This window comes from Mangrovicoccus algicola (assembly GCF_014903745.1).
Lineage (GTDB): Bacteria > Pseudomonadota > Alphaproteobacteria > Rhodobacterales > Rhodobacteraceae > Mangrovicoccus > Mangrovicoccus algicola.
The window spans coordinates 51,374-74,944 of record NZ_JACVXA010000020.1 but is presented as its reverse complement, the minus strand read 5'-3'; the positions used below and the strand labels follow the sequence as shown (position 1 = coordinate 74,944).

Annotated in this window: 27 protein-coding genes; 10 read left to right on the top strand and 17 right to left on the bottom strand. The window is 70.1% G+C overall.

What is annotated here, in order from left to right; translation table 11 throughout:
• From ICN82_RS08885 to pncB, 6 genes are all read right to left on the bottom strand, one after another.
• On the bottom strand, positions 1–1,250 hold a 1,250-nt coding region (locus tag ICN82_RS08885), incomplete at its 3' end, for an amidohydrolase family protein (RefSeq protein ID WP_193181798.1).
• Positions 1,250–2,164, bottom strand: a complete 915-nt coding sequence (locus ICN82_RS08880) for an ABC transporter permease (RefSeq protein WP_193181796.1) — start codon at positions 2,162–2,164, stop codon at positions 1,250–1,252. The genes ICN82_RS08885 and ICN82_RS08880, both read right to left, overlap by 1 nt.
• A gap of 1 nt (position 2,165) precedes the next feature.
• Positions 2,166–3,212 (bottom strand): ABC transporter permease, encoded by a 1,047-nt coding sequence (locus ICN82_RS08875; protein ID WP_193181794.1) that lies wholly within the window; start codon positions 3,210–3,212, stop codon positions 2,166–2,168.
• The gene (locus ICN82_RS08870; RefSeq protein ID WP_193181793.1) at positions 3,202–4,710 is read right to left on the bottom strand and encodes an ABC transporter ATP-binding protein; all 1,509 of its coding nucleotides are present in this window, start codon (positions 4,708–4,710) and stop codon (positions 3,202–3,204) included. Before ICN82_RS08870 ends, ICN82_RS08875 begins: the two co-directional genes overlap by 11 nt.
• Positions 4,710–5,720, bottom strand: coding sequence for a BMP family protein (locus ICN82_RS08865; protein WP_193181791.1), 1,011 nt, complete (start codon positions 5,718–5,720; stop codon positions 4,710–4,712). Before ICN82_RS08865 ends, ICN82_RS08870 begins: the two co-directional genes overlap by 1 nt.
• Before the next feature lie 284 nt (positions 5,721–6,004).
• Positions 6,005–7,297, bottom strand: coding sequence for a nicotinate phosphoribosyltransferase (pncB, locus tag ICN82_RS08860; RefSeq protein ID WP_193181789.1), 1,293 nt, complete (start codon positions 7,295–7,297; stop codon positions 6,005–6,007).
• 103 nt (positions 7,298–7,400) lie between these two features.
• Here pncB and ICN82_RS08855 point away from each other — a divergent pair, with 103 nt between their 5' ends.
• Positions 7,401–7,913: an invasion associated locus B family protein gene (locus ICN82_RS08855; protein ID WP_193181787.1), complete on the top strand. Its 513-nt coding sequence runs from the start codon at positions 7,401–7,403 to the stop codon at positions 7,911–7,913.
• A gap of 3 nt (positions 7,914–7,916) precedes the next feature.
• On the opposite strand, the gene pncA is transcribed toward ICN82_RS08855, so the two are convergent.
• Entirely contained in the window at positions 7,917–8,522 is a 606-nt protein-coding gene (gene pncA, locus ICN82_RS08850) for a bifunctional nicotinamidase/pyrazinamidase (RefSeq protein WP_193181785.1), read from the bottom strand.
• 195 nt (positions 8,523–8,717) lie between these two features.
• Here pncA and ICN82_RS08845 point away from each other — a divergent pair, with 195 nt between their 5' ends.
• The 5 genes from ICN82_RS08845 (at position 8,718) to ICN82_RS08825 (ending at position 11,857) form a co-directional block, all read left to right on the top strand.
• Positions 8,718–9,089 carry a hypothetical protein gene (locus tag ICN82_RS08845; RefSeq protein WP_193181783.1) on the top strand — a complete coding sequence of 124 codons (372 nt, stop codon included), beginning with the start codon at positions 8,718–8,720 and terminating at the stop codon, positions 9,087–9,089.
• Entirely contained in the window at positions 9,086–9,283 is a 198-nt protein-coding gene (locus tag ICN82_RS08840) for a helix-turn-helix transcriptional regulator (RefSeq protein WP_193181781.1), read from the top strand. The genes ICN82_RS08845 and ICN82_RS08840 overlap by 4 nt, the downstream gene beginning before the upstream one ends.
• A gap of 60 nt (positions 9,284–9,343) precedes the next feature.
• Positions 9,344–9,943, top strand: coding sequence for an HD domain-containing protein (locus ICN82_RS08835; protein WP_193181779.1), 600 nt, complete (start codon positions 9,344–9,346; stop codon positions 9,941–9,943).
• Between the two features lie 39 nt (positions 9,944–9,982).
• Positions 9,983–10,888: an oxygen-dependent tRNA uridine(34) hydroxylase TrhO gene (gene trhO, locus ICN82_RS08830; protein ID WP_193181777.1), complete on the top strand. Its 906-nt coding sequence runs from the start codon at positions 9,983–9,985 to the stop codon at positions 10,886–10,888.
• A gap of 75 nt (positions 10,889–10,963) precedes the next feature.
• Entirely contained in the window at positions 10,964–11,857 is an 894-nt protein-coding gene (locus ICN82_RS08825; RefSeq protein ID WP_193181775.1) for a DMT family transporter, read from the top strand.
• On the opposite strand, the gene ICN82_RS08820 is transcribed toward ICN82_RS08825, so the two are convergent.
• On the bottom strand, positions 11,846–13,033 hold the full coding sequence (locus tag ICN82_RS08820) for a benzoate/H(+) symporter BenE family transporter (protein WP_193181773.1): 1,188 nt from the start codon (positions 13,031–13,033) through the stop codon (positions 11,846–11,848). The two genes, ICN82_RS08825 and ICN82_RS08820, sit on opposite strands and share 12 nt — an antisense overlap.
• Positions 13,034–13,105: 72 nt before the next feature.
• Here ICN82_RS08820 and ICN82_RS08815 point away from each other — a divergent pair, with 72 nt between their 5' ends.
• From ICN82_RS08815 to ICN82_RS21710, 3 genes are all read left to right on the top strand, one after another.
• The gene (locus ICN82_RS08815; protein ID WP_226898383.1) at positions 13,106–13,792 is read left to right on the top strand and encodes a GntR family transcriptional regulator; all 687 of its coding nucleotides are present in this window, start codon (positions 13,106–13,108) and stop codon (positions 13,790–13,792) included.
• Positions 13,793–13,923: 131 nt separating this feature from the next.
• A complete protein-coding gene (locus tag ICN82_RS08810) occupies positions 13,924–14,820 on the top strand; it encodes a hypothetical protein (RefSeq protein WP_193181771.1) in 897 nt (298 codons plus the stop codon).
• A gap of 142 nt (positions 14,821–14,962) precedes the next feature.
• Positions 14,963–15,637 carry an alpha/beta hydrolase domain-containing protein gene (locus ICN82_RS21710; RefSeq protein ID WP_407943753.1) on the top strand — a complete coding sequence of 225 codons (675 nt, stop codon included), beginning with the start codon at positions 14,963–14,965 and terminating at the stop codon, positions 15,635–15,637.
• Here the strand turns inward: ICN82_RS21710 and aroC are convergent.
• The 3 genes from aroC to ICN82_RS08790 all read right to left on the bottom strand — a co-directional run bounded on the left by aroC (position 15,634) and on the right by ICN82_RS08790 (position 18,044).
• Positions 15,634–16,746, bottom strand: coding sequence for a chorismate synthase (gene aroC / locus ICN82_RS08800; RefSeq protein ID WP_193181767.1), 1,113 nt, complete (start codon positions 16,744–16,746; stop codon positions 15,634–15,636). The genes ICN82_RS21710 and aroC overlap by 4 nt on opposite strands.
• An 84-nt stretch (positions 16,747–16,830) precedes the next feature.
• Positions 16,831–17,535, bottom strand: coding sequence for a response regulator (locus ICN82_RS08795; RefSeq protein WP_193181757.1), 705 nt, complete (start codon positions 17,533–17,535; stop codon positions 16,831–16,833).
• Positions 17,532–18,044: a MarR family winged helix-turn-helix transcriptional regulator gene (locus tag ICN82_RS08790; protein ID WP_226898382.1), complete on the bottom strand. Its 513-nt coding sequence runs from the start codon at positions 18,042–18,044 to the stop codon at positions 17,532–17,534. Before ICN82_RS08790 ends, ICN82_RS08795 begins: the two co-directional genes overlap by 4 nt.
• 173 nt (positions 18,045–18,217) lie before the next feature.
• Here ICN82_RS08790 and ICN82_RS08785 point away from each other — a divergent pair, with 173 nt between their 5' ends.
• A complete protein-coding gene (locus ICN82_RS08785) occupies positions 18,218–19,087 on the top strand; it encodes a branched-chain amino acid aminotransferase (protein ID WP_193181755.1) in 870 nt (289 codons plus the stop codon).
• Between the two features lie 38 nt (positions 19,088–19,125).
• Here the strand turns inward: ICN82_RS08785 and ICN82_RS08780 are convergent, their stop codons facing one another.
• From ICN82_RS08780 to pcaD, 6 genes are read right to left on the bottom strand one after another with little or no spacing between them, the layout of a single operon-like run.
• Positions 19,126–20,187, bottom strand: coding sequence for a 3-carboxy-cis,cis-muconate cycloisomerase (locus ICN82_RS08780; RefSeq protein WP_330998980.1), 1,062 nt, complete (start codon positions 20,185–20,187; stop codon positions 19,126–19,128).
• Complete coding sequence (locus ICN82_RS21290) at positions 20,184–21,056, bottom strand: BKACE family enzyme (protein WP_226898381.1); 873 nt, start codon at positions 21,054–21,056, stop codon at positions 20,184–20,186. The genes ICN82_RS08780 and ICN82_RS21290 overlap by 4 nt, the downstream gene beginning before the upstream one ends.
• Positions 21,031–21,642: a protocatechuate 3,4-dioxygenase subunit alpha gene (gene pcaG / locus ICN82_RS08775; protein WP_226898380.1), complete on the bottom strand. Its 612-nt coding sequence runs from the start codon at positions 21,640–21,642 to the stop codon at positions 21,031–21,033. Before pcaG ends, ICN82_RS21290 begins: the two co-directional genes overlap by 26 nt.
• Positions 21,642–22,382: a protocatechuate 3,4-dioxygenase subunit beta gene (gene pcaH / locus ICN82_RS08770; protein WP_193181751.1), complete on the bottom strand. Its 741-nt coding sequence runs from the start codon at positions 22,380–22,382 to the stop codon at positions 21,642–21,644. Before pcaH ends, pcaG begins: the two co-directional genes overlap by 1 nt.
• Positions 22,372–22,764 (bottom strand): 4-carboxymuconolactone decarboxylase, encoded by a 393-nt coding sequence (gene pcaC / locus ICN82_RS08765; protein ID WP_193181750.1) that lies wholly within the window; start codon positions 22,762–22,764, stop codon positions 22,372–22,374. Before pcaC ends, pcaH begins: the two co-directional genes overlap by 11 nt.
• Positions 22,761–23,567 (bottom strand): 3-oxoadipate enol-lactonase, encoded by an 807-nt coding sequence (gene pcaD / locus ICN82_RS08760; protein ID WP_193181748.1) that lies wholly within the window; start codon positions 23,565–23,567, stop codon positions 22,761–22,763. The genes pcaC and pcaD overlap by 4 nt, the downstream gene beginning before the upstream one ends.
• Between the last annotated feature and the right edge of the window lie 4 nt (positions 23,568–23,571).

The window sequence follows — 23,571 nt, the reverse complement described above, 5'->3', positions numbered from 1 at the left end:
GTCCCGGGCCGGCCCGGCTGCGACAGGGCGGCATCGGCGCGCGGGCTGCGCGAGACGACCCGGCCCTTCGCCACCACGGCCAGCCGCGCGGGCCGCAGCCGCAGCGCATCGACCGGATCCGCGGCATCGAGGACGACCAGCGAGGCGGTGCAGCCCGGGGCCAGCCCGTAATCCTCGATCCCGATCACCCCGGCACTGTCGGTCGTGACCATGTCGAAACAGGCGCGCATCTCGTCGGGATGGGTCATCTGCGCGACATGCATCCCCATGAAGGCCACATCCAGCATGTCCGCCGTGCCGAGGCTGTACCACGGGTCCAGCACGCAATCCTGCCCGAAGGCCACGGGGATGCCCGCCGCGCGCAGCTCCTTCACCCGGGTCAGGCCGCGGCGTTTGGGAAAGCTGTCATGCCGGCCCTGCAGCATGATGTTGATCAGCGGGTTGGGCACCGCCGCCAGCCCCGCCTCGGCCATCAGCGGCAAGAGCTTCGAGACATAGTAATTGTCCATCGAATGCATCGAGGTCAGGTGCGATCCCACGACGCGGCCCTGCAGCCCCAGCCGCTGGGCCTCCATCGCCAGGGTCTCGACATGGCGGCTCAGCGGGTCGTCGGTCTCGTCGCAATGCATGTCCACCGGCAGGCCGCGTTCCGCCGCCAGTTCGCACAGCGCCCGGACGCTGCGCGCGCCCTCTTCCATGGTGCGTTCGAAATGCGGGATCCCGCCCACGACATCGACCCCCATCTCCAGCGCGCGGACGGTATTGTCCCAGGCCGTCGGATCGCGGAACACCCCGTCCTGCGGAAAGGCGACCAGCTGCAGGTCGATATAGGGCTTCACCGTCTCGCGCAGCTCGATCATCGCCTGCACGCCCAGCAGGCGGTCGTCGCAGGTATCGACATGGGTGCGGATATGCAGAAGCCCCATCGAGGCGGCCCAGTCGCAATAGGCCAGCGCCCGCGCCTTCAGCCCCTCCAGCGTCATGACCTCCTTCAGCTCGCCCCACAGCCCGATGCCTTCCAGAAGCGTGCCCGAGGCGTTGACCCGCGGCAGCCCGAGGCTGAGCGTGGCGTCCATGTGGAAATGCGGATCGACGAAGGGCGGGCTGACCAGGTCGCCGGTGGCGTCGATCACCTCGGCCGCCTCCGCCTCCAGCCGCGGCTCCACCGCCGCGATCCGGTCGCCGCGGATGCCGATATCGGCCACGCGGCCATCGGGCAGCGTGCCGCCCTTCACGATCAGGTCGAACATCAGCGTTCCCCCTTGTTGTACGGTGTCATCAGGGCGGCCGGCACTTCGGTGCGCCGCGACATGACGACCAGCGCCAGCACGGACAGAAGATAGGGCATCGCCAGGAACAGCTGATAGGGCAGCCCGGCGCCCAGGCTGGTCTGCTGCAGGCGGATCTGGAAGGCGTCGAACCCCGCGAAGAGAAGCGCGCCGAGCAGAGCGCGGCCCGGCCGCCAGGCGCCGAACACGACCAGCGCGATGCAGACCCAGCCGCGGCCGTTGACCATCTCGAAGAAGAAGGAGTTGAAGGCCGAGAGGGTCAGGAAACTGCCCCCCACCGCCATCAGCCCCGAGCCCACGGCGACCGCGCCCATGCGCAGCGCATGGACCGGCAGGCCCTGTGCCTCCACCGCGGCCGGGTTCTCGCCGGCCGCGCGCAGCGCCAGGCCCAGCGGCGTGCGCCACAGCACCCAGCCGGTCACCGCCACCGTCGCCAGCGCCGCCCAGGTCAGCACAGTCTGGCTGCCCAGGACCGCCCATCCGGTCGGCTGGAAGGCGGTGATCTTGGGCGGCGAAGAGACCTCGGGCAGGGCCACGCGATAGGCGAAATACGTCGCCGCCGTGGCCAGCATGGTGATGCCGATCCCCGCCACGTGCTGCGACAGGCCCAGGGGCACGGTCAGCAGCCCGTGCAGCAGCCCGAAGGCCACCCCCGCGCCGAAGGCCACCGCCACCCCGCCCCAGAGCGGCAGCCCGGCATAGACCGCGATCCAGCCGGCGAAGGCGCCCGCGACCATGATCCCCTCGATCCCGAGGTTCAGCACGCCCGCGCGTTCGCAGATCAGCTCGCCCATCGTGGCGAAGATCAGCGGGGAGGCGATGCGCAGCACCGCCGCCCAGAAGGTTGCGGATACCAGGATGTCGAACAGTTCCATCTCAGCCCCTGACGATCCGGAAACGCGACAGTTTCAGCGCCGCGACCATGAAGAGAAGCGCCGAGGCCAGCAGGATGTCGGCGATGTAGGAGGGCACGCCGGCCTGTCGGCTCATGCTGTCGGCCCCGACGAAGATCCCCGCCACGAACAGCGCCGAGACCACGACGCCAAGGGGATTGAGCAGCGCCAGCATCGCCACCACGATGCCGGTATAGCCATAGCCCGGCGAGATGTCGGCGGTCAGGTTGCCCTTCATCCCGGCCACTTCCGAGAACCCCGCGAGCGCCGCCAGCCCGCCGGAGATCAGCGCCGTCTTCACCAGCACGGCATTCACCGGCATCCCGGCAAAGCGCGCCGCGCGGGCATTGGCGCCGACGGCGCGCATCTCGAATCCCAGCGTGGTGCGCGCCTGCAGCAGCCAGACGCCGGCCGCGCAGATCAAGGCCAGCCCGAAGCCCCAGTGCAGCCGCAGCCCCTCGGCCATGCGCGGCAGCCGCGCCTCGGCGGGCAGCGAGGGCGATTTCGGCCAGCCCATGCCCATCGGATCCTTCATCGGGCCTTCCAGCAGGTAGCCGACCAGCAGCAGCACGACGAAGTTCAGCAGGAGCGTGGTGACCACCTCGTCGACGCCCAGCCGGGTCTTCAAGAGCGTCGGACCCAGCAGCATCAGGCCGCCCGCGACCACGGCGGCCGCGGCCATGGCCGGGATCACCAGCGGCCCGGGCAGGCCCGATTGCGTGCCGATCACCACCGTGGCGACGGCGCCGAGATACAGCTGGGCCTCCGCCCCGATATTCCACAGCCGCGCGCGGAAGGCGACGGCCACGGCCAGCCCGGTGAAGATCAGCGGCGTGGCGCGGTTCAGCGTTTCCAGCCGCGCGAATTTCGACCCGGCCGCGCCCTGGACGATCTGTCCCAGCACGTCCAGCGGGTTGCCCCCCGCGATCGCCGCCAGCCCGGCCGCGACCAGAACGGTCGCCGCCAGCGCCGCGGCCGGCAGGCCCAGCCGCCGCGCGAGGCCCGGGGCCTCGATCGCCTCAAGCCGCATCCCGGCCTCCCTGTCCGGCCATCCACAGGCCGAGTTCCTTCACCGTGATCTCCCCGCGCGCGAAGGCCGGGGACAATTCGCCGTCATGGATCGCATGGATCACGTCCGACAGCGCGCGCAATTCGTCCAGGTCCTCGGAGATCAGCAGAACTGCCGCGCCCCGCGCCCGCGCCGCCAGAAGCTGGCGGTGGACATAGGTGACCGCGCCGATATCCAGACCGCGCGTCGGCTGGGCGGCCAGGATGATCCGCGGCCCCGCCTCCAGCACGCGGCCGAGGATCAGCTTCTGCATGTTGCCCCCCGACAGCAGCCGGATCGGCGTCGCGGGACCGGGGCAGCGCACGTCGTAGCGGGCGATGATCTCCTCCGCGCGGCGCCGCGCGGCACGCCGGTCCAGCCAGCCGCGCCGCGACATGGGCGGGCGGTGGTAATCCTCCAGCATGGCATTGCCGGTCAGGTCGAAATCGGCGATCGCGCCGGTCGCGTGGCGATCCTCGGGGATCCGCGCGATGCCCGCCCCCACGGCGCGGCGCGGGCTCCAGATGCCCAGGCCGGCGCCCATCAGCTCCGCCCGGCCCTCCACCGGCACCTCCAGCCCCGAAAGCAGGTCGGCCAGCGCCCGCTGTCCGTTGCCCGAGACCCCGGCAATGCCGGTGATCGTGCCGGCCCGCAGCGCGAGGCTTGCCGCGCGCAGGCCCGGCGTCCCGGCGGTGCTGACCCGGTCCAGCCGGAACAGCACCTCGCCGGGCACGGCCGGGGGCACGTCGGGCGGGGTGATCTCGGCGCCGACCATCGCCTCGGCCAGCCGGTGGCGGTCGGTTTCGGCGCTGCGCATCTCGGCCACCTTGGCGCCCCGGCGCAGGATCACCACGCGGTCGGCCACGGCCATGACCTCGCCCAGCTTGTGGCTGATGAAGACCACCGCCAGCCCCTGCGCCACCGCCTTGCGGATCGTGGCGAAAAGCGCCTCGACCTCCTGCGGGGTCAGCACGGCGGTCGGTTCATCGAGGATCAGCACGCGGGCATCGCGGTACAGCGCCTTGAGGATCTCCACCCGCTGGCGTTCGCCCACCGACAGGTCGGCCACGCGGGCATCGGGATCGACCGCCAGGCCGAACCGGCCGGACAGCTCGGCCAGCCTTGCGCGCGCCGCGCGCCGCCCGGCCCGCAGCGAGAACAGGGGTCGCGTGCCCAGCATCACGTTGTCGAGCACGCTGAGATTGCCGGCCAGGGTGAAGTGCTGATGCACCATGCCCACCCCGGCCTCCAGCGCCGCGCCGGGCTGCCCGGGCGGCAAAGGCGTGCCCGCGACGGTGACGGTCCCCGCATCGGCCATGTAATGACCGAAGAGGATGTTCATCAGCGTCGTCTTGCCGGCCCCGTTCTCGCCCAGAAGCGCCAGCACCTCGCCCTCGTTCAGGGCGAAGCTGATATCGTCATTGGCAAGGACGGGACCGAACCGCTTGGTGATCCCGTCGAGCCGCAGGATCTCGGCCATCAGGCGGAGGGTTCGCTGTTGTCGATCTCCACCGTGTAGGTGCCGGCCAGGATCTTCTCCATGTAGTCCTGCACCATGGCGGCGGCCTCGGCGGGCAGCTTGCCCTCGAAGGTGCCCAGCGGCGCCAGCGAACAGCCGCCATGTTCCATGAAGCTGTAGACCCCGTAATCGGCCGCCTTGAATTCCTGCGCCTTCGCGGCGGCGATGGCGGCATCCAGCGTCGGCTCGAAATGCCACAGCGCCGAGGCCACGACCGTCTCGGGATAGTCGGCCTGGGTGTCGATCACGTTGCCGATGGCCAGAACGCCGCGTTCCTTGGCCGCGTCATGCACGCCGAAGCGTTCGGCATAGAGCATGTCGGACCCGTTCTCGATCATCGCGAAGGCGGTTTCCTTGGCCTTCGGCGGATCGAACCAGGACCCGATGAAGGCCACCTGGAATTCGGTGTCGGGATTGTAGGCGCGCGCGCCCGCCATGAAGGCGTTCATCAGCCGGTTGACCTCGGGGATCGGGAATCCGCCGACCATGCCGATATTGCCGGTCTGCGACATCGCCGCCGCGATGATCCCGGTCAGGAAGCTGGCATCCTGGATGTAGTTGTCGAAGACGGCGAAATTCTCCAGCGCCTCGTCCGGCGGGAAGGAGGAGCCCATGAGGAAGCCGATCTCGGGATATTCGGCGGCGACCTCGCGCGCCTCCTGCTCCACCGCGAAAGCCTCGCCGATGATCAGCTGCGCGCCGCCCTCGGCATATTCGCGCAGCACCCGCGTGTAATCGGCGTTGGAGACGTTCTCGGAGAAGGAATAGTCGATGTCGCCGCGCGCCTGCGCCGCCTCGGCGGCGATATGGATGCGCCCGACCCATTGCTGTTCCACCGGGACGGTATAGACGGCGGCGACCTTGATCGGCGCCCCCTGCGCGTGCAGCAGGCCCGGCGCGATCCCGGCAAGCGCTGCTGCCCCGGCGGTGCGGGACAGAAGCTGGCGGCGGTTGAGGAAAAGGTTCGCCATGGTGAAGCTCCGTGATGTCAGTTCGCCGCCAGCCTAGCCGGATGCGCGCGATTGGAAAGAAGAAGCTGTGCCGCAGCGCCCCCGCAGGGGCAGACGCCCAAATCATGTGCACCGAAACGGCCGGTGGTCCCGCCGGAACCGTGCGACGCCCCTGCCGGGCCCGACCCGCCGGGTGCGGGGACAGGCGGCGACCGCCCCGGGGGGCGACCGGAGTCGCCGGATCGCCCCCCAGCCTGTCTTCCGCCCGTCGGCGGCGGCCGGGGACAGTCTCGGGGGCGGCGGGGTCAGACGCGCACCGGCTGTGCCTGCTGCTCGCCGACGCCGAAGACGCGCTTGTAGCGGGCGACCTCCGCGGCGGGGCCCATGGCCTTGCTGGGATTGTCCGAAAGCTTCACCGTAGGGCGCCCGTCGGCCGAGACGGCCTTGCAGACCAGCGAGAAGGGCGCCAGCGCATCCTCCTTCACCAGCCCGCGGAAATCGTTGGTCAGGAGCGTCCCCCAGCCGAAGCTGACCCGCACCCGCCCGGCGAAACGGTCATGCAGGTCACGGATCTCGTCGACATCCAGCCCGTCGGAGAAGATCATCAGCTTGCGCCGCGGATCCTCGCCCTTTGCCTGCCACCAGGCGATCGCCGCCTCGCCATTCTCCACCGGATCGCCTGAATCGATGCGGATGCCGGTCCAGCCGGCCAGCCAGTCCGGCGCCCGGTCCAGGAATTCGCGGGTCCCGTAAGTGTCGGGCAGGATCACCAGCAGGTTGCCTTCATGTTCCTGCTGCCAGTCCTGCAGCACCTTGAAGGGCGCGGCCGCCAGCTCGGCATCGGTCTCGGCCAGCGCGGAATAGACCATCGGCAATTCATGCGCATTGGTGCCGATCGCCTCCACCTCGCGGCGCATCGCGATCAGGCAGTTCGACGTGCCGACGAAACTGTCGCCCAGGCCTTCCTGCATCGCCTGCACGCACCAGTCCTGCCACAGGAAGCTGTGGCGGCGGCGGGTGCCGAAATCGGCGATCTTCACATCCGGCAGGGTGCGCAGCCGCTCGATCTTCTCCCACAGCTTGGTCATGGCGCGGGCATAGAGCACTTCCAGCTCGAACCGGCCCATATGCTTCAGCACGGCGCGGCCGCGCAGCTCCATCAGCACCGACAGCGCCGGGATCTCCCACAGCATGACCTCGGGCCAGCTGCCCTCGAAGGTCAGCTCGTACTGGCCGTCGCGCTTTTCCAGGTGATAGGGCGGCAGGGACAGGTTCTCGAACCACTCCATGAAATCGGGGCGGAACATCTGGCGCTTGCCGTAGAAGGTGTTGCCGCGCAGCCAGGTGCTTTCGCCGCGGCTGAGGCTGAGGCTGCGGATATGGTCCAGCTGCTCGCGCAGCTCGCCCTCGTCGATCAGCTCCGCCAGGCGCAGGCTGCTGCTGCGGTTGATCAGGCTGAAGGTGACGCGCGGGCCCGGCCCCTTGCCGAAGACGGTCTGGCACATCAGGAGCTTGTAGAAATCGGTATCGATCAGCGACCGGACGATCGGGTCGATCTTCCACTTGTGGTTATAGACGCGGGTGGCGATATCGACCATGTAATGCACTCCGGGTGGCCCGCCCCCCCTTAGAGCAAGCCGGCCCGGACATGGCAAGGCGGAGGGAATTGCCGGGACACATCCCGCCGGACGGAGACCCGCGATGCGCATCTGCCTGCCCCTTCTTCTTGTCGCCGCCGCCGCCCAGGCCCCCGCGGAAACACGCCATGGCGACTGGACCGTCTCGGGCCCCGGCCCGCAGGGCTGCGTCGCGCAGACCGGCGGCGACGGGCTGCCCTGGCTGCGGGTCAGCGCGCTGCCCGGAGAGACCGCCCCGCCCGGCAGTTTCCCCGCGATCCGCCTGCAGGAATACGCGCTGCGCCATTTCGCGACGGTGATGCAGGAGGGCACGCCGGTGCAGATCCGGGTCGATGACGGGCCGGCGGCGACGGCGATGCCCTATGCCTGGCTGGAAGAGGACGTCTTCCAGAATGCCCAGGCCGCGATCCCCCCCGGGGCACGGCAGGAGATGCTGCGCGCCATGGCGGCGGGATCGCGGATCATCGCGACCAGCGCGGGCCGCCCGGTGGCCGACCTGCCGCTGCGGGGATTCACCGCCGCCTATCTGAAGATGATGGCGCTTTGCGGCCTAGACGGGACCGGCGTGACCGGCTGAGGCTCAGACCAGGCGCACCCCCGCGCCGCGCATGCGCTGCAGCGCCGCCTCCACCGATCCGTCGATGTCGATGCCGCGCGTGGCGGCCAGGCTCAGCTCCACCTCATAGCCCAGCCGCGCGGCATCCAGCGCCGAGAAGGCCACGCAGAAATCCGTCGCCAGCCCGCACAGCATCACGCGCGACACCCCGCGTTCCCGCAGGTAGCCATGAAGGCCCGTGGGCGTCGCCTGGTCATTCTCGAAGAAGGCGGAATAGCTGTCGATGCCGGGGCGGAACCCCTTGCGCACCACCATCTGCGCCGCATCGGTGCGCAGCCCGGGATGGAAGGCGGCGCCCGGACTGCCCTGCAGGCAGTGATCGGGCCACAGGACCTGGGTGCCATAAGGCATCTGCACCGTCTCGAAAGGGGTCTTGCCGGGATGGCTGGTGGCGAAGGAGGAATGCCCCGCCGGGTGCCAGTCCTGGCTGAGCACCACGGTCGCGAAGTCATCCATCAGCGCATTGGCCGGGCCGACCACCGCATCGCCGCCCGGCACGGCCAGCGCGCCGCCGGGACAGAAATCGGTCTGGATGTCGATCGCGACCAGGGCATCGGTTTCGGGGCGCATGGCATGTCTCCTCGGGCTCGTCCCACATGGCTAGGCGGCAAGGCGGGGCGGCGTCAATGCTGCACCTGCACAATGCCGCGCAGCCGGCCCAGGGAAGCCGGCCCGTGGAAGCCGGCGGGGCATGTAAAGCACGCTTGACAATCCTGCCCGCCCCGGCCAGATGTAAAGAACGCTTTACATTCCCCGGAGATCCCCATGCGCGGACTGTTCCACCTGATGCTGGGTCTGGCGGCCTATCTGGGCCTGCTGATCCTGTCCCAGACCCTTCTCGGCCGGCCCGGCTTCGGCGGCGGGCCCCTGGGCCTCGCGCTGACGCTCAGCCCGATGCTGCCCGCCCTGTTCATCTGCGCCGTGATCATCCGGACGATCCGGCAGCTGGACGAGATGCAGCGCAAGCTCCAGTTCGAGGCGCTGGCCGTGGCCTTCGCGGGCACGGCGCTGATCACCTTCGGCTACGGTTTCCTCGAAGGCGCAGGGTTTCCGCGGCTGTCGATGTTCACCGTCTGGCCGCTGATGGCGGGGATCTGGTGCGCGGGCGTGCTGGTCGGGCTGCTGCGCTTCAGATGAAGAACTGCCTGCAGGAGCTGCGGCGGCAGAAGGGCTGGTCCCAGGCCGATCTCGCCTCCCATCTGAACGTCTCGCGGCAGACCGTCAATGCGCTGGAGCGCGGGCGCTATGATCCCAGCCTGCCGCTGGCCTTCGCCATCGCCCGGCTTTTCGGGCGCGCGGTCGAACAGGTCTTCGATCCCGACCCCGAATGACGCCCCGCCCCGCCACGGCCGGGGCTTCCCGGGTCGGTCGGGTTGCGCTAGCCTGCCGCCATGACCCCCGACACGCCCCCAGACGCGCCCCCGCCGCAGGACGATATCGACCGGCTGATCCGCTTCCTGCAGGGGGCCGGCGCGCTGAAGGACACGCTGCGCAGCGGGTTCACCCCCGCCGGCCGGCCCGAGAGCACCGCCGAGCATAGCTGGCGCCTGTGCCTCCTGGCGCTGCTGCTGGAGGACCGGCTGGAGGGCGCGGATCTCTTGCATCTGCTGAAGCTCTGCATCGTGCATGACCTCGGCGAGGCGATCTCGGGCGATGTGCCCGCCCCGCTGCAGACGGCCGGTTCCGACCGCCGCGACCGCGAGCGGCGGGACATGGCGGAACTCTGCGCGCCGCTGCCCGCGGCCACGGCCGCGCGGCTCATGGCGCTGTGGGACGAGGCGGCGGCGGGCAGGACGCCGGAGGCGCGGTTGGCCAAGGGGCTGGACCGGATCGAGACGATCCTGACCCATGCCCAGGGGACCAATCCGCCGGATTTCGACTATGGCTTCAACCTCGGCTACGGGCGCGACCGCACCGGGGCCACGCCGCTGCTCGGCGCGCTGCGCGAGGCGGCGGATGCGGCCACGCGGGCGCGGATGGACGGTGCCTGACCCCTTGCCCGCATGCGTCCGGAGGCGTATCGGACCCCCATGTTCACCGTTGCCGCGCTCTATCACTTCACTGCGTTTCCCGACCCGGCCGCCATCCAGGGGCCGCTGGCAAAGCTCTGCTGTTCGCAGGGCGTCAAGGGCACGCTGCTGCTGGCCAATGAAGGCATCAACGGCACCATTGCCGGCCCGCGCGACGGGATCGACGCGGTGCTGGCCCATATCCGCGCCCTGCCCGGCTGCGCCGATCTGGTCTGGAAGGAAAGCACCGCCGCCGAGGCACCGTTTCCGCGCATGAAGGTCCGGCTGAAGCGCGAGATCGTCACCATGGGCCAGCCCCAGGTGGACCCCCGCGCGGGCACCGGGCATTATGTCGACCCCGCCGAGTGGAATGCGCTCATCTCCGCCCCCGACGTGGCGGTGATCGACACGCGCAACGATTACGAGGTCGCCATCGGCACCTTCGCCGGCGCGGTCGATCCGGAGACCGCGAGCTTCCGCGACTTCCCCGCCTGGTGGGAGGAGAACAAGGCGCGGTTCCACAACAAGCGCATCGCGATGTTCTGCACCGGCGGCATCCGCTGCGAGAAATCCACCAACTACCTGATGGGGCTGGGCGTCGAGGAGGTCTATCACCTCCGGGGCGGGATCCTGAAATACCTCGAGGAGGTCCCCGAGAAGGACAGCCTGTGGCAGGGCGACTGCTTTGTCTTCGACGGGCGGGTCTCGGTCGGGCACGGGCTGAAGGAAGGCCCGCACCTGCTGTGCCATGCCTGCCGCCGCCCGATCCTGCCCGCCGATCGCGACCGTCCCGAATACGAGGACGGCGTCAGCTGCCACCATTGCGCCGCCGAGACCAGCGCCGAGGACAAGGCCCGGTTCCGCATGCGGCAGAAGCAGATCGCGCTGGCCCGGGCGCGCGGCGAGGATCACCTGGGCCCGCGCTGACTGGACCTAGGCCCCGGCGGCTCTGGCCCCATCCGCCGCACTGGACGGGTGGCGCCGACATGCTAGAGCGGGGGCATGACCAGTTCCCCGCGTTTCGATCTTCTTGCCGTCGCCATGGGCGTGGCCTTCTCCTTCATGTGGTCCTCGGCCTTCTCCTCGGCCCGCATCATCGTCGCCGAGGCGCCGCCGATGCTGTCGCTGGCGCTGCGCTTTGCCATATCCGGCGCGCTGGCCGTGGCGATCGCCGCCGCGCTTGGCCAGACGATCCGCCTGACCCGGCAGCAATGGGCGATGACCGCGGTTTTCGGCATCTGCCAGAATGCGCTGTATCTGGGGCTGTATTTCATCGCCATGCAGACCGTGCCCGCCTCGGTCGCGACGATCACCGCCTCGACCATGCCCCTGCTGGTGGCGCTGCTGGGCTGGGCGTTTCTCGGCCAGCGCCCGCCGCTTCTGGGCTGGATCGGGCTGGGCGCGGGGCTGGCCGGCGTGGCGCTGATCCTCGGGCACCGGATCTCGGGCGGGGCGGATGCCTTCGGGCTGGTGTTGTGCGGGCTGGGCGTCACCGCGCTGGCCGTTGCGACACTGGCGATGCGCGGCGCCTCCTCCGGCGGCAACCTGCTGATGATCGTCGGGCTGCAGATGTGGGTCGGCGCCGCCGCGCTGGCCCTCGCCGGCGGGCTGACCGAGACCTGGGAAGTCACCTGGACGCCGCGGCTGGTCGGGGCGCTGGCCTATACCACGGTGGTGCCGGGGCTGATCGCGACCTTCGTCTGGTTCTGGCTGGTCCAGCGGATCGGCGCCGTGCGCGCCGCGACCTACCATTTCCTCAACCCGGTCTTCGGCGTGGCCGTGGCCGCGGTCCTGCTGGGCGAGGAGCTGTCGCTGTGGGACCTGGCCGGGGTGCTGGTCGTGGCGGCGGGGATCCTCTGCGTGCAGCTGGCCCGCCCGCGCCGCTCAGCTGGCTGAGACCCGCTCTGCCGCCATCAGGAGGCCGCCGGCCAGCATCCCCCAGAAGGCCGCGCCGATGCCGAAGATCGACAGGCCGGAGGCGGTGGTGACGAAGGTCACGACGGCGGCGGTGCGGTGCTCCTCCGCGGCCAGGGCCGTGACCAGCGCGCCGCCGAGGCTGCCCAGCAGGGCCAGCCCGGCCACCGCCTCGATCAGAACCGGCGGCGCGGCGGCGACCACGCCCGCCGCCACCCCCGCCCCCAGGGCGATCACCAGATAGGCCGCGCCGCAGGTGACGCTGGAGATATAGCGCCGCGCGCGGTCCTCCCCCGCCTCGGGCCCGGCGCAGAGCGCCGCGGTGATCGCCGCCAGGTTCAGCCCGTGCCCGCCGAAGATCGCGGCCCCCATGCTGGCCAGCCCGGTGGAGACGAAGACCAGCCCTGTGCGCGGCACGTAGCCGTTCGACCGCAGCACGGCGAGGCCCGGGACGTTCTGCGAGGCCATGGTGACGACGAAAAGCGGCAGCGCGATGCCGAGCGCGGGCAGAAGATCGGGCACCGGCCGCACCGCAACCGGAACGGGCAGCACGGGCGCCGCCGCCCCGGGCGGCAGGTCCGCGGCCAGCGCGATCACGGCCAGCGCCACGACCACGGCGATCAGCACCGCATAGCGCCGCGCCAGGCACCAGCCGGCCAGCCAGGCCGCGACCACGGGCAGCGCCAGGGCCGGCACCTGTTCGACCGCGCGCACCGGCGCCAGGCACAGATCCAGAAGCACCCCGGCCAGCATCGCCCCCGCCAGCGGCAGCGGGATCGCCGCGACGGCGCGTGCCAGCGGCCGCCACAGCCCGGCCAGAACCACCAGCGCGCCGGCGATCAGGAAGGCCGTCACCGCCACGCCGAACCCGCCCTGGGGGATCCCCGCCCCGATCAGCAGCGCCGCGCCGGGCGTCGACCAGGCCAGGCTGACCGGCTGGCGCAGGCGCAACCCCAGCCACACCGCCAGCGCCCCCTGCAGCAGGCACAGCACGAACAGGCCCGACGCCGCCTGGTCTGCGGTGGCGCCCACCCCGCGCAATCCCTGAAGCACGATGGCAAAGGAACTGGAGAACCCCACCACGGCCGCCAGGATCCCGGCGGTCAGCGGCTGGATCAGCCCCGGCGGGGCGGCGGCATCGGGAACGGAGTCGGACATGGGGCGGGCTCGCGCGGTTGACCTCTGCACCCTGCCTGTCATAATTGGATCCAATCATCAATTGGATATCGGATGCAGAACATGCAACCCGACCTGGCCCGCCTGGTCGCCGAGACCGGCGGCCGTCCCCGAACCGCCACCCAGCATGTGGAGGCGGCGCTGCGCGAGGCCATCCTGTCGGGCCAGCTCGCAGGCGGCACGGCGCTGCGCCAGGAGGACCTGGCCCGCGCCTTCGGCGTCAGCCGGATGCCGGTGCGCGAGGCGCTGCGCCAGCTGGAGGCGCAGGCGCTGGTCGATTTCGCCCCGCACAAGGGCGCCATCGTCGCCGAGATCTCCGCCGCCGATGCCGCCGACACCTATGCGATCCGCCTGGCGCTGGAACCCGCCTGCCTGGAGCGCTCCGTTCCGCATCTGGACGCGCGCGCGTTGGACACCGCCGCCGACCTGATCGGGGAGATGGACAGCGACCCCGATCCGGGCCGGCTGGGCGAACTGAACCGCCGGTTCCACATGACGCTCTATTCCGCGGCGGGTCGGCCCCGGCTGCTGGCGCTGACGGAAACGACCCTGGCGGGGTTCGACCGCTACCTGCGGTTCCACCTGGCCGCCCATGGCCGGGCGCATATGTCCCAGGACGATCACCGCGCCATGCTGGAGGCCGCGCGCCGCCGCGATGCCGATGCCGCGACCCGGGTCCTGCGCCACCACCTGCAGACCGCCGCCGCGACCCTGGCCGCCTTCTTCGCGGCCCGCGGCTGACAGCCGCGCGAGGGGTTTGTTAACGCCCGCCGCGTAAGGCTCCTGACAGGCAGGAGGCCCGCATGGACAGGATGTTCCGGCAGATCGCGCGTTGGATCCGGGGCCGCGTGTGCGGTTCCGGGGCCGGCGCCGTGGCCGCATGCCTGTTCGGCAGCTGTACCGCCCTGGCGGATCTGTACGATCCCGCGCGGCTGGAAACCGAAAGCCTGCGGATCGCCCCGCTGATCCGCGATGCCTTCGATGGCGTGCTTGCCGCCTTGCCCCCCTTCGATCGCGACCGCGCCGACCGGCTGCGCCTGACGATCCCGCTGGACGGTCCCGATCCGCTGTATTACGGCGCCCGCCCCGCCACCGGAACGGTGGTGATCCCGGTGGAGACGGTGCTGTTCCTGGAGGAAACCGCCGCGCTGCGGGCCATCCTGGATGCCCGCGGCTGCGACCGGGACGATCTGGCGACCTATGCCGCTGCCCTGCTGGGAGGGGGGGAACGGCCGGACCCACCGCTGGCTGCTTTCGGGCTGCCGCCGGAGGAGGCGGAGGCCTCCGCCGCGGCGCGACTGGCGGTGCGCAGCCTGCAGGAGCAAACCCTGCATTTCCTGGTTGCCCATCAGGTCGCGCATCTGCTCCGCGGCACCGCGCGCGGCCCCTCGGAGATCCACAGTCCCGGCGACGAGATCTCTGCCGATGCCTATGCGCTGGATCTGCTGGCGGCGCAGAACCGCGCGCCCGGAACCGTCGATCTCCTCTTCCTGCTGGAGCTGTGGCGCATGGCGGCGGGCCGGCCCGCCGCCGCCGGGGCGCATCCGGTCACGGCCGAGCGGCTGGACGCCGTGTCGCAGCGGCTGCTGCGCGACCGCGACCTGTTCCGCGCTGCCCAGACCGACCAGGTCGCGCGCTGGGAACTGGAGCTGCTCGCCTTCGAGCTGCGCGACCTCGCGGCGGAGCTGCGCAAGGGAACCCCATGGCCCGGCACCGGCGCTGCGCTTCCCCGGGCCGGCGGCGGACCGGGGTCCGCCTGCCCCGGCTGAGCCGGCCCGAAGGAAGTCACGGCATCATGTTTTGCACCCAAGAATATTGACCTGAAAACATGACGAGCGTGGTTTTCCCGGGACACCCCGGGCCCGGCCCGACCGGCAGATGACGTGACATGCGGCCGGCCGCCGGACCCGGATGACCCGAAGGAGGAAGAAAGAAGACGAGAAAACCGGCCATGCTCGCAGGCTGCACCCTGCTCGTGCAGAGCCCGCTGCCCGCTGCTGCCAAAGTCACGGGGTTCGAGATCCTGTCGGCCGGCCCCCGTGCTGCGGGCGCTGGAGGATTGGCTCCGCGCGACCACGGCCCCTACGGACAGCGCGTTCCCCGGACCCGGCGGCGCGGGGCTGGCGGCCCCGGCGGCCTTCGAAATGCCGCGGATTGCCGGCACGCGACCGGCGCCGCATCCCGACCCGCTGCGGGTGGTGGACCAGTCCTCCGTGCCGCCCCGCCTGCGCGGCCCATGAGCTGGGACAGCCGGAACCCGATGCCGACGGGAGCGCCAGGATCGGGGTGAACCTGCCCCATGTCGCGGTGCCGACCGGGACCTGTGCGGGATGGAACCTGCGCAGGGCGGGCTTCGCCGAAGGCGGGCTGTGCAGCCTGACCGGCAGCTTCATGCCCTGCCCCGAAACCGCCGATGCCACGGACGGCCGCGCCCCGCCGGCAGAGCGCCACGCCGATGCGGCGGCGCAATCGCTCGCCGATCAGCGGCTGATGCTGGCGGCGGACATCCCGATGGTCATGGGGGCCGCCCCGCCTGCGCGCCCTGGGACACGGCCCGTCCCGGTCCGCGCCGGGGCGGGCGGCTAGCGGGCCGGCCCGCCGATCGCGCCGCGCGCCCCGCCGGTCTGGCCGCGATCCAACAGCAGGTGATCGAGGATCACGCAGGCCATCATCGCCTCGCCCACCGGCACGGCACGGATGCCCACGCAGGGATCGTGCCGGCCCTTGGTGACGATCTCGGCATCCGTGCCGGATTTCGTCACGGTCCGGCGCGTGGTGAGGATGGAGGAGGTCGGCTTGACCGCGAAGCGCACCACCAGCTCCTGCCCCGTGGAGATGCCCCCGAGGATCCCCCCGGCATGGTTCGAGCCATAGACCGGACCGTCGGGACCCATGGAGATCTCGTCGGCGTTCTCGGCCCCGGTCAGCGCCGCGGCCGCCATGCCCTCGCCGATCTCCACGCCCTTGACCGCGTTGATCGACATCATCGCCGCCGCCAGGTCGGTATCGAGCTTGCCGTAGATCGGCGCGCCCAGCCCGGCGGGAACGCCGCGCGCCGTCACCTCGATCACCGCGCCGACGCTGTCGCCGGATTTGCGCAGCCCGTCGAGATACTCCGCCCAGTCCCCGGCCGCCTGCGCATCGGGGCACCAGAACGGGTTCTGCGCGATCTGATCCGCGTCGAAGCGCGCGCGGTCGATCGCCTTCGGCCCCATCTGCACCATGCAGCCGGTGATCGCGATCCCCGGCACCAGCTTCTCCAGCGCGGCGCGCGCGATGCCGCCCGCCGCGACCCGCGCCGCGGTCTCGCGCGCCGAGGAGCGCCCGCCGCCGCGATAGTCGCGGATGCCGTATTTCTGCCAATAGGTGATGTCGGCATGGCCGGGGCGGAATTTCTCGGCGATCTCGCCGTAATCCTTCGACCGCTGGTCGGTGTTGCGGATCATCAGCTGGATCGGCGTGCCGGTGGAGACGCCCTCGAACACGCCCGAAAGGATCTCCACCGCGTCGGGTTCGCGCCGCTGGGTCGTGTACTTGTTCTGGCCGGGCTTGCGCCGGTCCAGCCAGACCTGCAGCGCCTCCTGCGTCACCGGCACGCCGGGCGGGCAGCCATCGACCGTCGCGCCGAGCGCGGGTCCGTGGCTTTCGCCCCAGGTGGTGACGCGGAACAGGTGACCGAAGGTGTTCAGGCTCATGGACGGGCTCCCTTTGCGCGGCGGTCTATCCGGGACGCGCCCGCCGCTCAAGCCGGAACCGCCCCCGCCGCGGCCGGCCCGCCGCTAGTCGGCGACCAGCATGTAGCCCGCGCCGCGCACCGTCTGCAGGTAGCGCGGCTGCTTGGGGTTCTGCTCGATCTTGCGGCGCAGCCGGGTGATCTGGACATCGACGGCGCGTTCCATCGACTGCCCGTCGCCGCGGCCGAGCTCATCCACCAGCTGCATCCGGCTGAGCGCCTCGCCGACATTGCCCGAGAAGATCTTCATCAGCTTGGCCTCCGTCGCGGTCAGCCGCACGAGGCTCTCGCCCGCCCACATCTCGCCGCGGTCGATGTCATAGCGCACCTCGCCCATGCGCAGCACCTTGACCGAGGCCGCCTGCACCTCGGGCGGCGGCACGCGGCGCAGGATGGCATTGATCCGCAGCAGCAGTTCCTTGGGCTCGAAAGGCTTGGCCAGGTAGTCATCGGCCCCCGCCTCCAGCCCGCGGATCCGGTCCTCGGTCTCGCCCTTGGCGGTCAGAAGCAGGATCGGCGTCGCCAGGTGCTCGCGCAGGCTCGCGGTCAGGGCGATTCCGTCCTCGCCCGGCATCATCACGTCCAGCACGATCAGGTCGAATTCCAGCCCCTCCAGCAACCGCCTGGCATGGGCCGCATCGCGCGCGGAGGTCACCCAGAACCCCTGGCGCGCCAGGAATTTCTGCAACAGCCCGCGGATCCGTTCGTCATCATCGACCACCAGCAGGTGGGCGTCGGCCTGTGCCGTCATGACACGTCGTCTCGCGATCCGCGGAACTGGCGCCGCTGTTCGGGGTCCATCATCTCTTCCAGCACGCGGCGGAACCCGCTGACCGCCTCGGGCCCGGCCTGGCGGAATGCGCTGCGCATCCTGCCCCGCTGGGCCTCCGACAGCTGCCGTTCCAGGGCCGCGCCCTCCTCCGTCAGGTACAAGTGTCTTTCCCTCTTGTCGCGGGTTCCGATGCGACTTTCAACCATCCCGTCCTCGATCAGGCTGCGCAGCACGCGGTTCAGCGACTGCTTGGTCACGCCGAGGATGTTCAGCAGGTTGTTGACCGTCGTGCCGGGGGAGCGGTGGATGAAATGGATGGCGCGGTGATGCGCGCGGCCATAGCCCAGTTCCTCCAGCATCCGGTCGGGATCCGCGGTGAAGCCGCGATAGGCGAAGAACATCGCCTCGATCGCCAGGCGCAGCTGTTCGTCGGTGAGAAAAAGCAGATTCTCGCCCTTGGTGGTCATCGCCAGTTTCGCTCTCGGCATGCCTGCTCCCGGATCTTTGCAATCCCAGTTTAAGTCAGCGTTATTGACTTTCCAAGACTCGTCATGTTAGCCGTGCCGGGCTTTTGGGCAATTTTTGATCCGTCCCGGACCATGTTGCGCAATTTCCGCAAAAAATACGACGACCCGAGACCTGACGAAGAAGGATAAAGACGATGGCGGGCAGCTACGACGACCGCGACGGGATGATCTGGATGGACGGCAAGCTGGTGCCGTGGCGGGATGCGAATGTTCACATTCTGTCTCATGCGCTGCATTACGCGTCTTCGGTATTCGAAGGGGAACGGGCCTATAACGGCACCATCTTCAAGTCGCGCGCCCATTCCGAGCGGCTGCTGAATTCGGGCGTCGCGCTGGACATGCCGATCCCCTATACCGTGGACGAGATCGAGGCCGCCAAGATCGAGGTGCTGCAGGCCAACGGGCTGACCGATGCCTATGTGCGTGCGGTCGCCTGGCGCGGCGCGGGCGAGGACATGGGCGTCAGCTCGATGAAGAACCCGGTGCGCATGGCCGTGGCGGCCTGGGGCTGGGGCGCCTATTACGGCGACGCCAAGATGAAGGGCGCCAAGCTCGACATCGCCAAGTGGAAACGCCCCTCGCCCGAGACCATCCCGACCCATGCCAAGGCGGCCGGGCTCTACATGATCTGCACCATGTCCAAGCACGCCGCCGAGGCCAAGGGCTTCTCGGATGCGATGTTCTTCGACTATCGCGGCTACGTGGCCGAGGCGACCGGCGCCAACATCTTCTTCGTGAAGGATGGCGAGGTGCACACCCCCGATCCGGACTGCATCCTCAACGGGATCACCCGCCAGACGGTCATCGGCCTGCTGCGCGAGAAGGGCATCACCGTGCATGAGCGCCATATCGAGCCGGGCGAACTGGAAGGGTTCCAGCAATGCTGGCTGACCGGGACAGCGGCCGAGGTCACGCCCGTGGGCGTCATCGGCGATTACAGTTTCGAGGTCGGCGCCCTGACCCGCGACATCGCCGAAACCTACGAGAAACTCGTCCGCGCCTGAGCTCATCGCACCCCCCGGTTCCGCGACCGGGGGGCTGTTCAGCCGCGGCGGCCCAGATCGGCGATGCTGTCGCACAGGGACTGCGCCAGGGACAGGCCGCGGCCGGTGGACATGACCATCTGCGGCAGCACCATCCATTCCAGCGACCAGGCCGCGCCCGAGCGTTCCTGTTCATGCACCATCGCCTGATGCATGGCCGAGACCTGCACCGCGTTGAACCGCGCCAGCGTCACCAGAAGCTCGGCGGAAACCGGGTTCTGCTTGTGCGGCATGGCCGAGGAGCCGCCGCCGCCTGTCAGGCGCAATTCGTCGATGCCCTGCAGCGCCATGATCGCCGCATCCTGGCCCATCTTGCCCAGCGTCCCCGAGACCAGCGACAGCCAGGACGCGTATTCCGCGACCCCGTCGCGCATCGCCTGCCAGGACCGGGCCGTCGGCGCCAGGTCCAGTTCGGCGGCAAGCCGGCCCGAGATCGCCCCGGCCAGATCGCCCGAGGCCGCGCGGTTGCCCGCCGCCCCGCCGAATTGCAGGCATTCCAGCCGCGGACGCAGTTCGGCCAGCCGGTCGAGATGCGCCTCCAGCGGCAGCGCCCAGGTCTCCACTCGGTCGCGCACCGTGATCGGCAGCGCGGCCTGCATCCGCGTTCGGCCGGTCAGCGGCCGGTCGCCGAACCGGTCAAGCAGCGCCTCCAGCGAGGCCCGAAGCCGGCCCAGCCCGTCGGCCAGCAGGTCATTGGCCGCCCGCAGCGACAGGATCGTGGCCGTGTCCATGACATCCTGCGAGGTCAGCCCCTTGTGCAGCGCGGCCTGCGCCTCGGGATCGACCGCCGCCTTCAGCTCGCGCACCAGCGCGGCGACGACGACCCCGTCCTGCGCCATGCCGGCGCGCAGCGCGCCCATCTCCGGGCTGGCCGCCAGGATCTGCGCCGAGGCGCGCGCCGCCAGCTCGGGCGCCACCGCGCCCACCGCGCCCAGCACCCTCGCATAGGCGGCCTCCATCCGCAGCATATGCGCCAGGACCGCCTCGGGGCCGAGGCAGGCGGCCAGGGCCGGCTCGGCGAATAGCCCGCCCAGCCAGGGATGATCGAAGACCGAGATCACGAGGCGGGCCTCAGCCCCAGGATCTCGCGCGCCTGGGCGATGCTGGCCACCGGCCGGTCGTATTTCGCGCACAGATCGGCCGCCCGGCGGATCAGCGCCGCATTGGACGGCGCCAGCCTGTCGCGGTCCAGCCGGACATTGTCCTCCAGCCCCGCGCGGGTATGGCCGCCCGCCGCGATGGCCCATTCATTGACCGCCAGCTGCGCCGCGCCGATCCCGGCCGCGCACCAGTTGGCCTGCGGCGCGCGCCGCCGCATCACCTCGACATAGATGTCGAAGATCTCGCGATCGGCGGGCATGGCGTTCTTCACCCCCATGACGAATTGCACGTAAAGCCGACCGTGAAGCCGGCCCGCCTCCTGCAGGCGGATCGCCTGCAGGATATGCGACAGGTCGAAGGCCTCGATCTCGGGCTGGATTTCGTGGGTCCGCATCTCGGCGGCAAGCCAGTCGACCAGATCCGGCGGGTTCTCGTAGACGCGGCTGGGGAAATTGTTCGACCCCACCGACAGCGATGCCATGTCCGGCCGCAAGGGCAGCATCCCGCCGCGCGCCTGCCCCGCCCCCGACCGGCCGCCGGTGGAGAACTGCACGATGATGCCGGGAACGTGGCGTTCCAGTTCCTCCTTCAGCCGGGCGAATTTCTCCGGGTCCGAGGATGGCGACTGGTCGTCATTCCGGACATGCGCATGGATGATCGAGGCGCCGGCCTCCGCCGCCTCGTGGCTGGATTCCACCTGTTCCGCGATCGAGATCGGAACGGCCGGATTGTTCGCCTTGGTGGGCACCGACCCGGTGATGGCACAGCACAGGATGCAGGGCCGGCCCGCGACCGGCGCCGGCTCAGACGTCGAAAAAGATGGTTTCATTCTCGCCCTGCAAATGGATGTCGAAGGTATGGACGCTGCCCGCGCGGCGGGCCATCAGCGTGGGGACCCGCGCCTTGTGCTCGATCCGCGACAGGATCGGATCGGCGGCATTCGCCTCGGCCTCGTCCTCGAAATAGACCCGGGTGGACAGCCCCAGATTGATGCCGCGCGCGACGATCCACATGGTGATGTGCGGCGCCTGCAGGCGTCCGTCGGGAAAGGGCACGCGCCCGGGCTTGACCGTCTCGAAGGCATAGATGCCCGTCTCGCCATCCGTGGGCTGGCGGCCCCAGCCGGCAAAGGCGGGATCGGCGCTGCCGCGGGTTTCGGCCGGGGAATTGAACAGCCCCGCCGCATCGGCCTGCCAGATCTCGATCATCGCGTCGCGCAGCGGCGTGCCGGTGCCGTCGAAGACCCGGCCGGTCAGGGTGATCCTCTCGCCCTTGGCATCGCCGGTGATCATCGCCCGGCCCAGATCCTCGGGATAGACGCCCTCGATCCCGGCAAAGCTGGGCACGCAGCCGATATGCACATAGGGCCCGGCCGTCTGCGACGGGGATTCCTTCAGCCTGTCCAGACGCTGCATCAGTTGCCCTCCCGGCGGTTCTCGAACATCGTCGACCGCCGCCCGCGCAGCGTGATGTCGAACTTGTAGGCCATCGCGTCCATCGGGACGGTATTGGCCATGTCCATCGGCGCGATCAGCTGGCCGATGGCGGCCTGGTCGCGGATCGTGTTGACGATCGGGCAGATGTCGATCAGCGGGTCGCCCTCGAAATACATCTGGGTGATCAGCCGCTGCGCGAAGCCCGTGCCGAAGACCGAGAAATGGATGTGGCGCGGACGCCAGTCATTCACCCCGTTCGGCCAGGGATAGGGGCCCGGCTTGATCGTGCGGAAGCTGTAATAGCCGGCCGCATCGGTGATCGTCCGGCCGCAGCCGCCGAAATTCGGATCCAGCGGCGCCAGATAGGCATCCTTCTTGTGGCGGTAGCGCCCGCCGGCATTGGCCTGCCAGAATTCCACCAGCGTGCCGCCGACGCCGCGGCCGCGTTCGTCCTGCACGCGGCCATGGACGATGATCCGCTCGCCGATGGCGCTTTCGCCCGGGCTTGCGAAATTCAGGATCAGGTCGTTGTCCAGCGGCCCCAAGAGCCCGTGGCCGAAAGCCGGCCCGGCGATCTCGCCCAGGGTCGGGTCGAAGCTGATCTTCGCCCGCTGCGGCGCGCGCAGAACCGAGGTCTTGTAGCCCGGCGTCAGCGCCTGCGGATGCCAGTCGGGATCGCGCGGATAGAAGGCGCCGGTCTCGGGGGGGTTATTGTGCATCTGCCGCCTCCATCTGGGCCAGGGTGTCCTTGATGATCTTGTTGGCGTGATTGGCCGCGGGAACGCCCGCATAGATGGCGACATGCATCATCGCCTCGCGCAGATCATCGGGCGTGGCGCCGGTATTGCGGGTGGCGCGCACATGCATGGCGACCTCGTCCCACTGTCCCAGCGCCGCCAGAAGCGCCAGCGTGATCATCGAGCGTTCCCGCCGGGTGATCTGCGGCCGCGACCAGACATGGCCCCAGGCGGCCTCGGTGATCAGCGCCTGGAAGGGTTCGTCGAAGGCCGTCTTGGCGGCCTCGGCGCGGTCGACATGGGCGTCGCCCAGCACGGCGCGGCGGGTCTGCATGCCCTGATCGTGGCGGGAAAGCGTCGTCATGGGGTCTCCTTGATCCGGTCCAGATGCCGGGCGATCAGCTGGGCGACCTCGTCGGGGAATTCGATCCCCGGCAGGTGCCCGGCCTTGGCGATTATTTCGGTGACGGCGCCGGGGATCAGCGCGGCCATGCCCGCGACCAGCTCGGGCGGGGTCGATCCGTCCTCCTCGCCGGCGATGCAGAGGGTCGGCACCGTCACGGATTCCGCGGCCAGCGTCAGGTCCGTGTCGCGGATCGCCGCGCAGGTGCCCAGATATCCGGCCAGCGGCGTGCGGATCAGCATGTTGCGATAGCCCGCCACAACGGTCGGGAACCCCTCGCGGAACCCGGCCGAGAACCAGCGTTCCAGGATCGGCGTGGCCAGCGCCTCGATCCCCTCGTCCTCGATGGTGCGGATCCGGGTCTGCCACATCTGCGGCGTGCCGATCCGGTGCGCGGTATTCGACAGGATCAGCCCGGCGACCAGCTCGGGCCGCGCCGCCGACAGACCCAGCGCCACCTGCCCGCCCACCGACAGGCCCAGCACCACCGCCGGCCCCGTCCCGAGAAGGTCCAGAAGCCCGGCGAGGTCGGCGACGTGATCGGCCATGGTGATGCTTTCGCCCGCATCGCTCAGCCCGTGGCCGCGCTTGTCATAGCAGATCACCCGCAGGTCCGGGGCGCGTCCGGCCAGATGGGCCAGCACCTCGTCCCAGATGCGGAAATCCGTGCCCAGCGAATTCACCAGGACCAGGGTCTGCGCGGCGGCCTTGGGCCCCGCGACCCGGACATGGAGCGTGATGTCATTGGCGGTGATGAATTGCATTGAT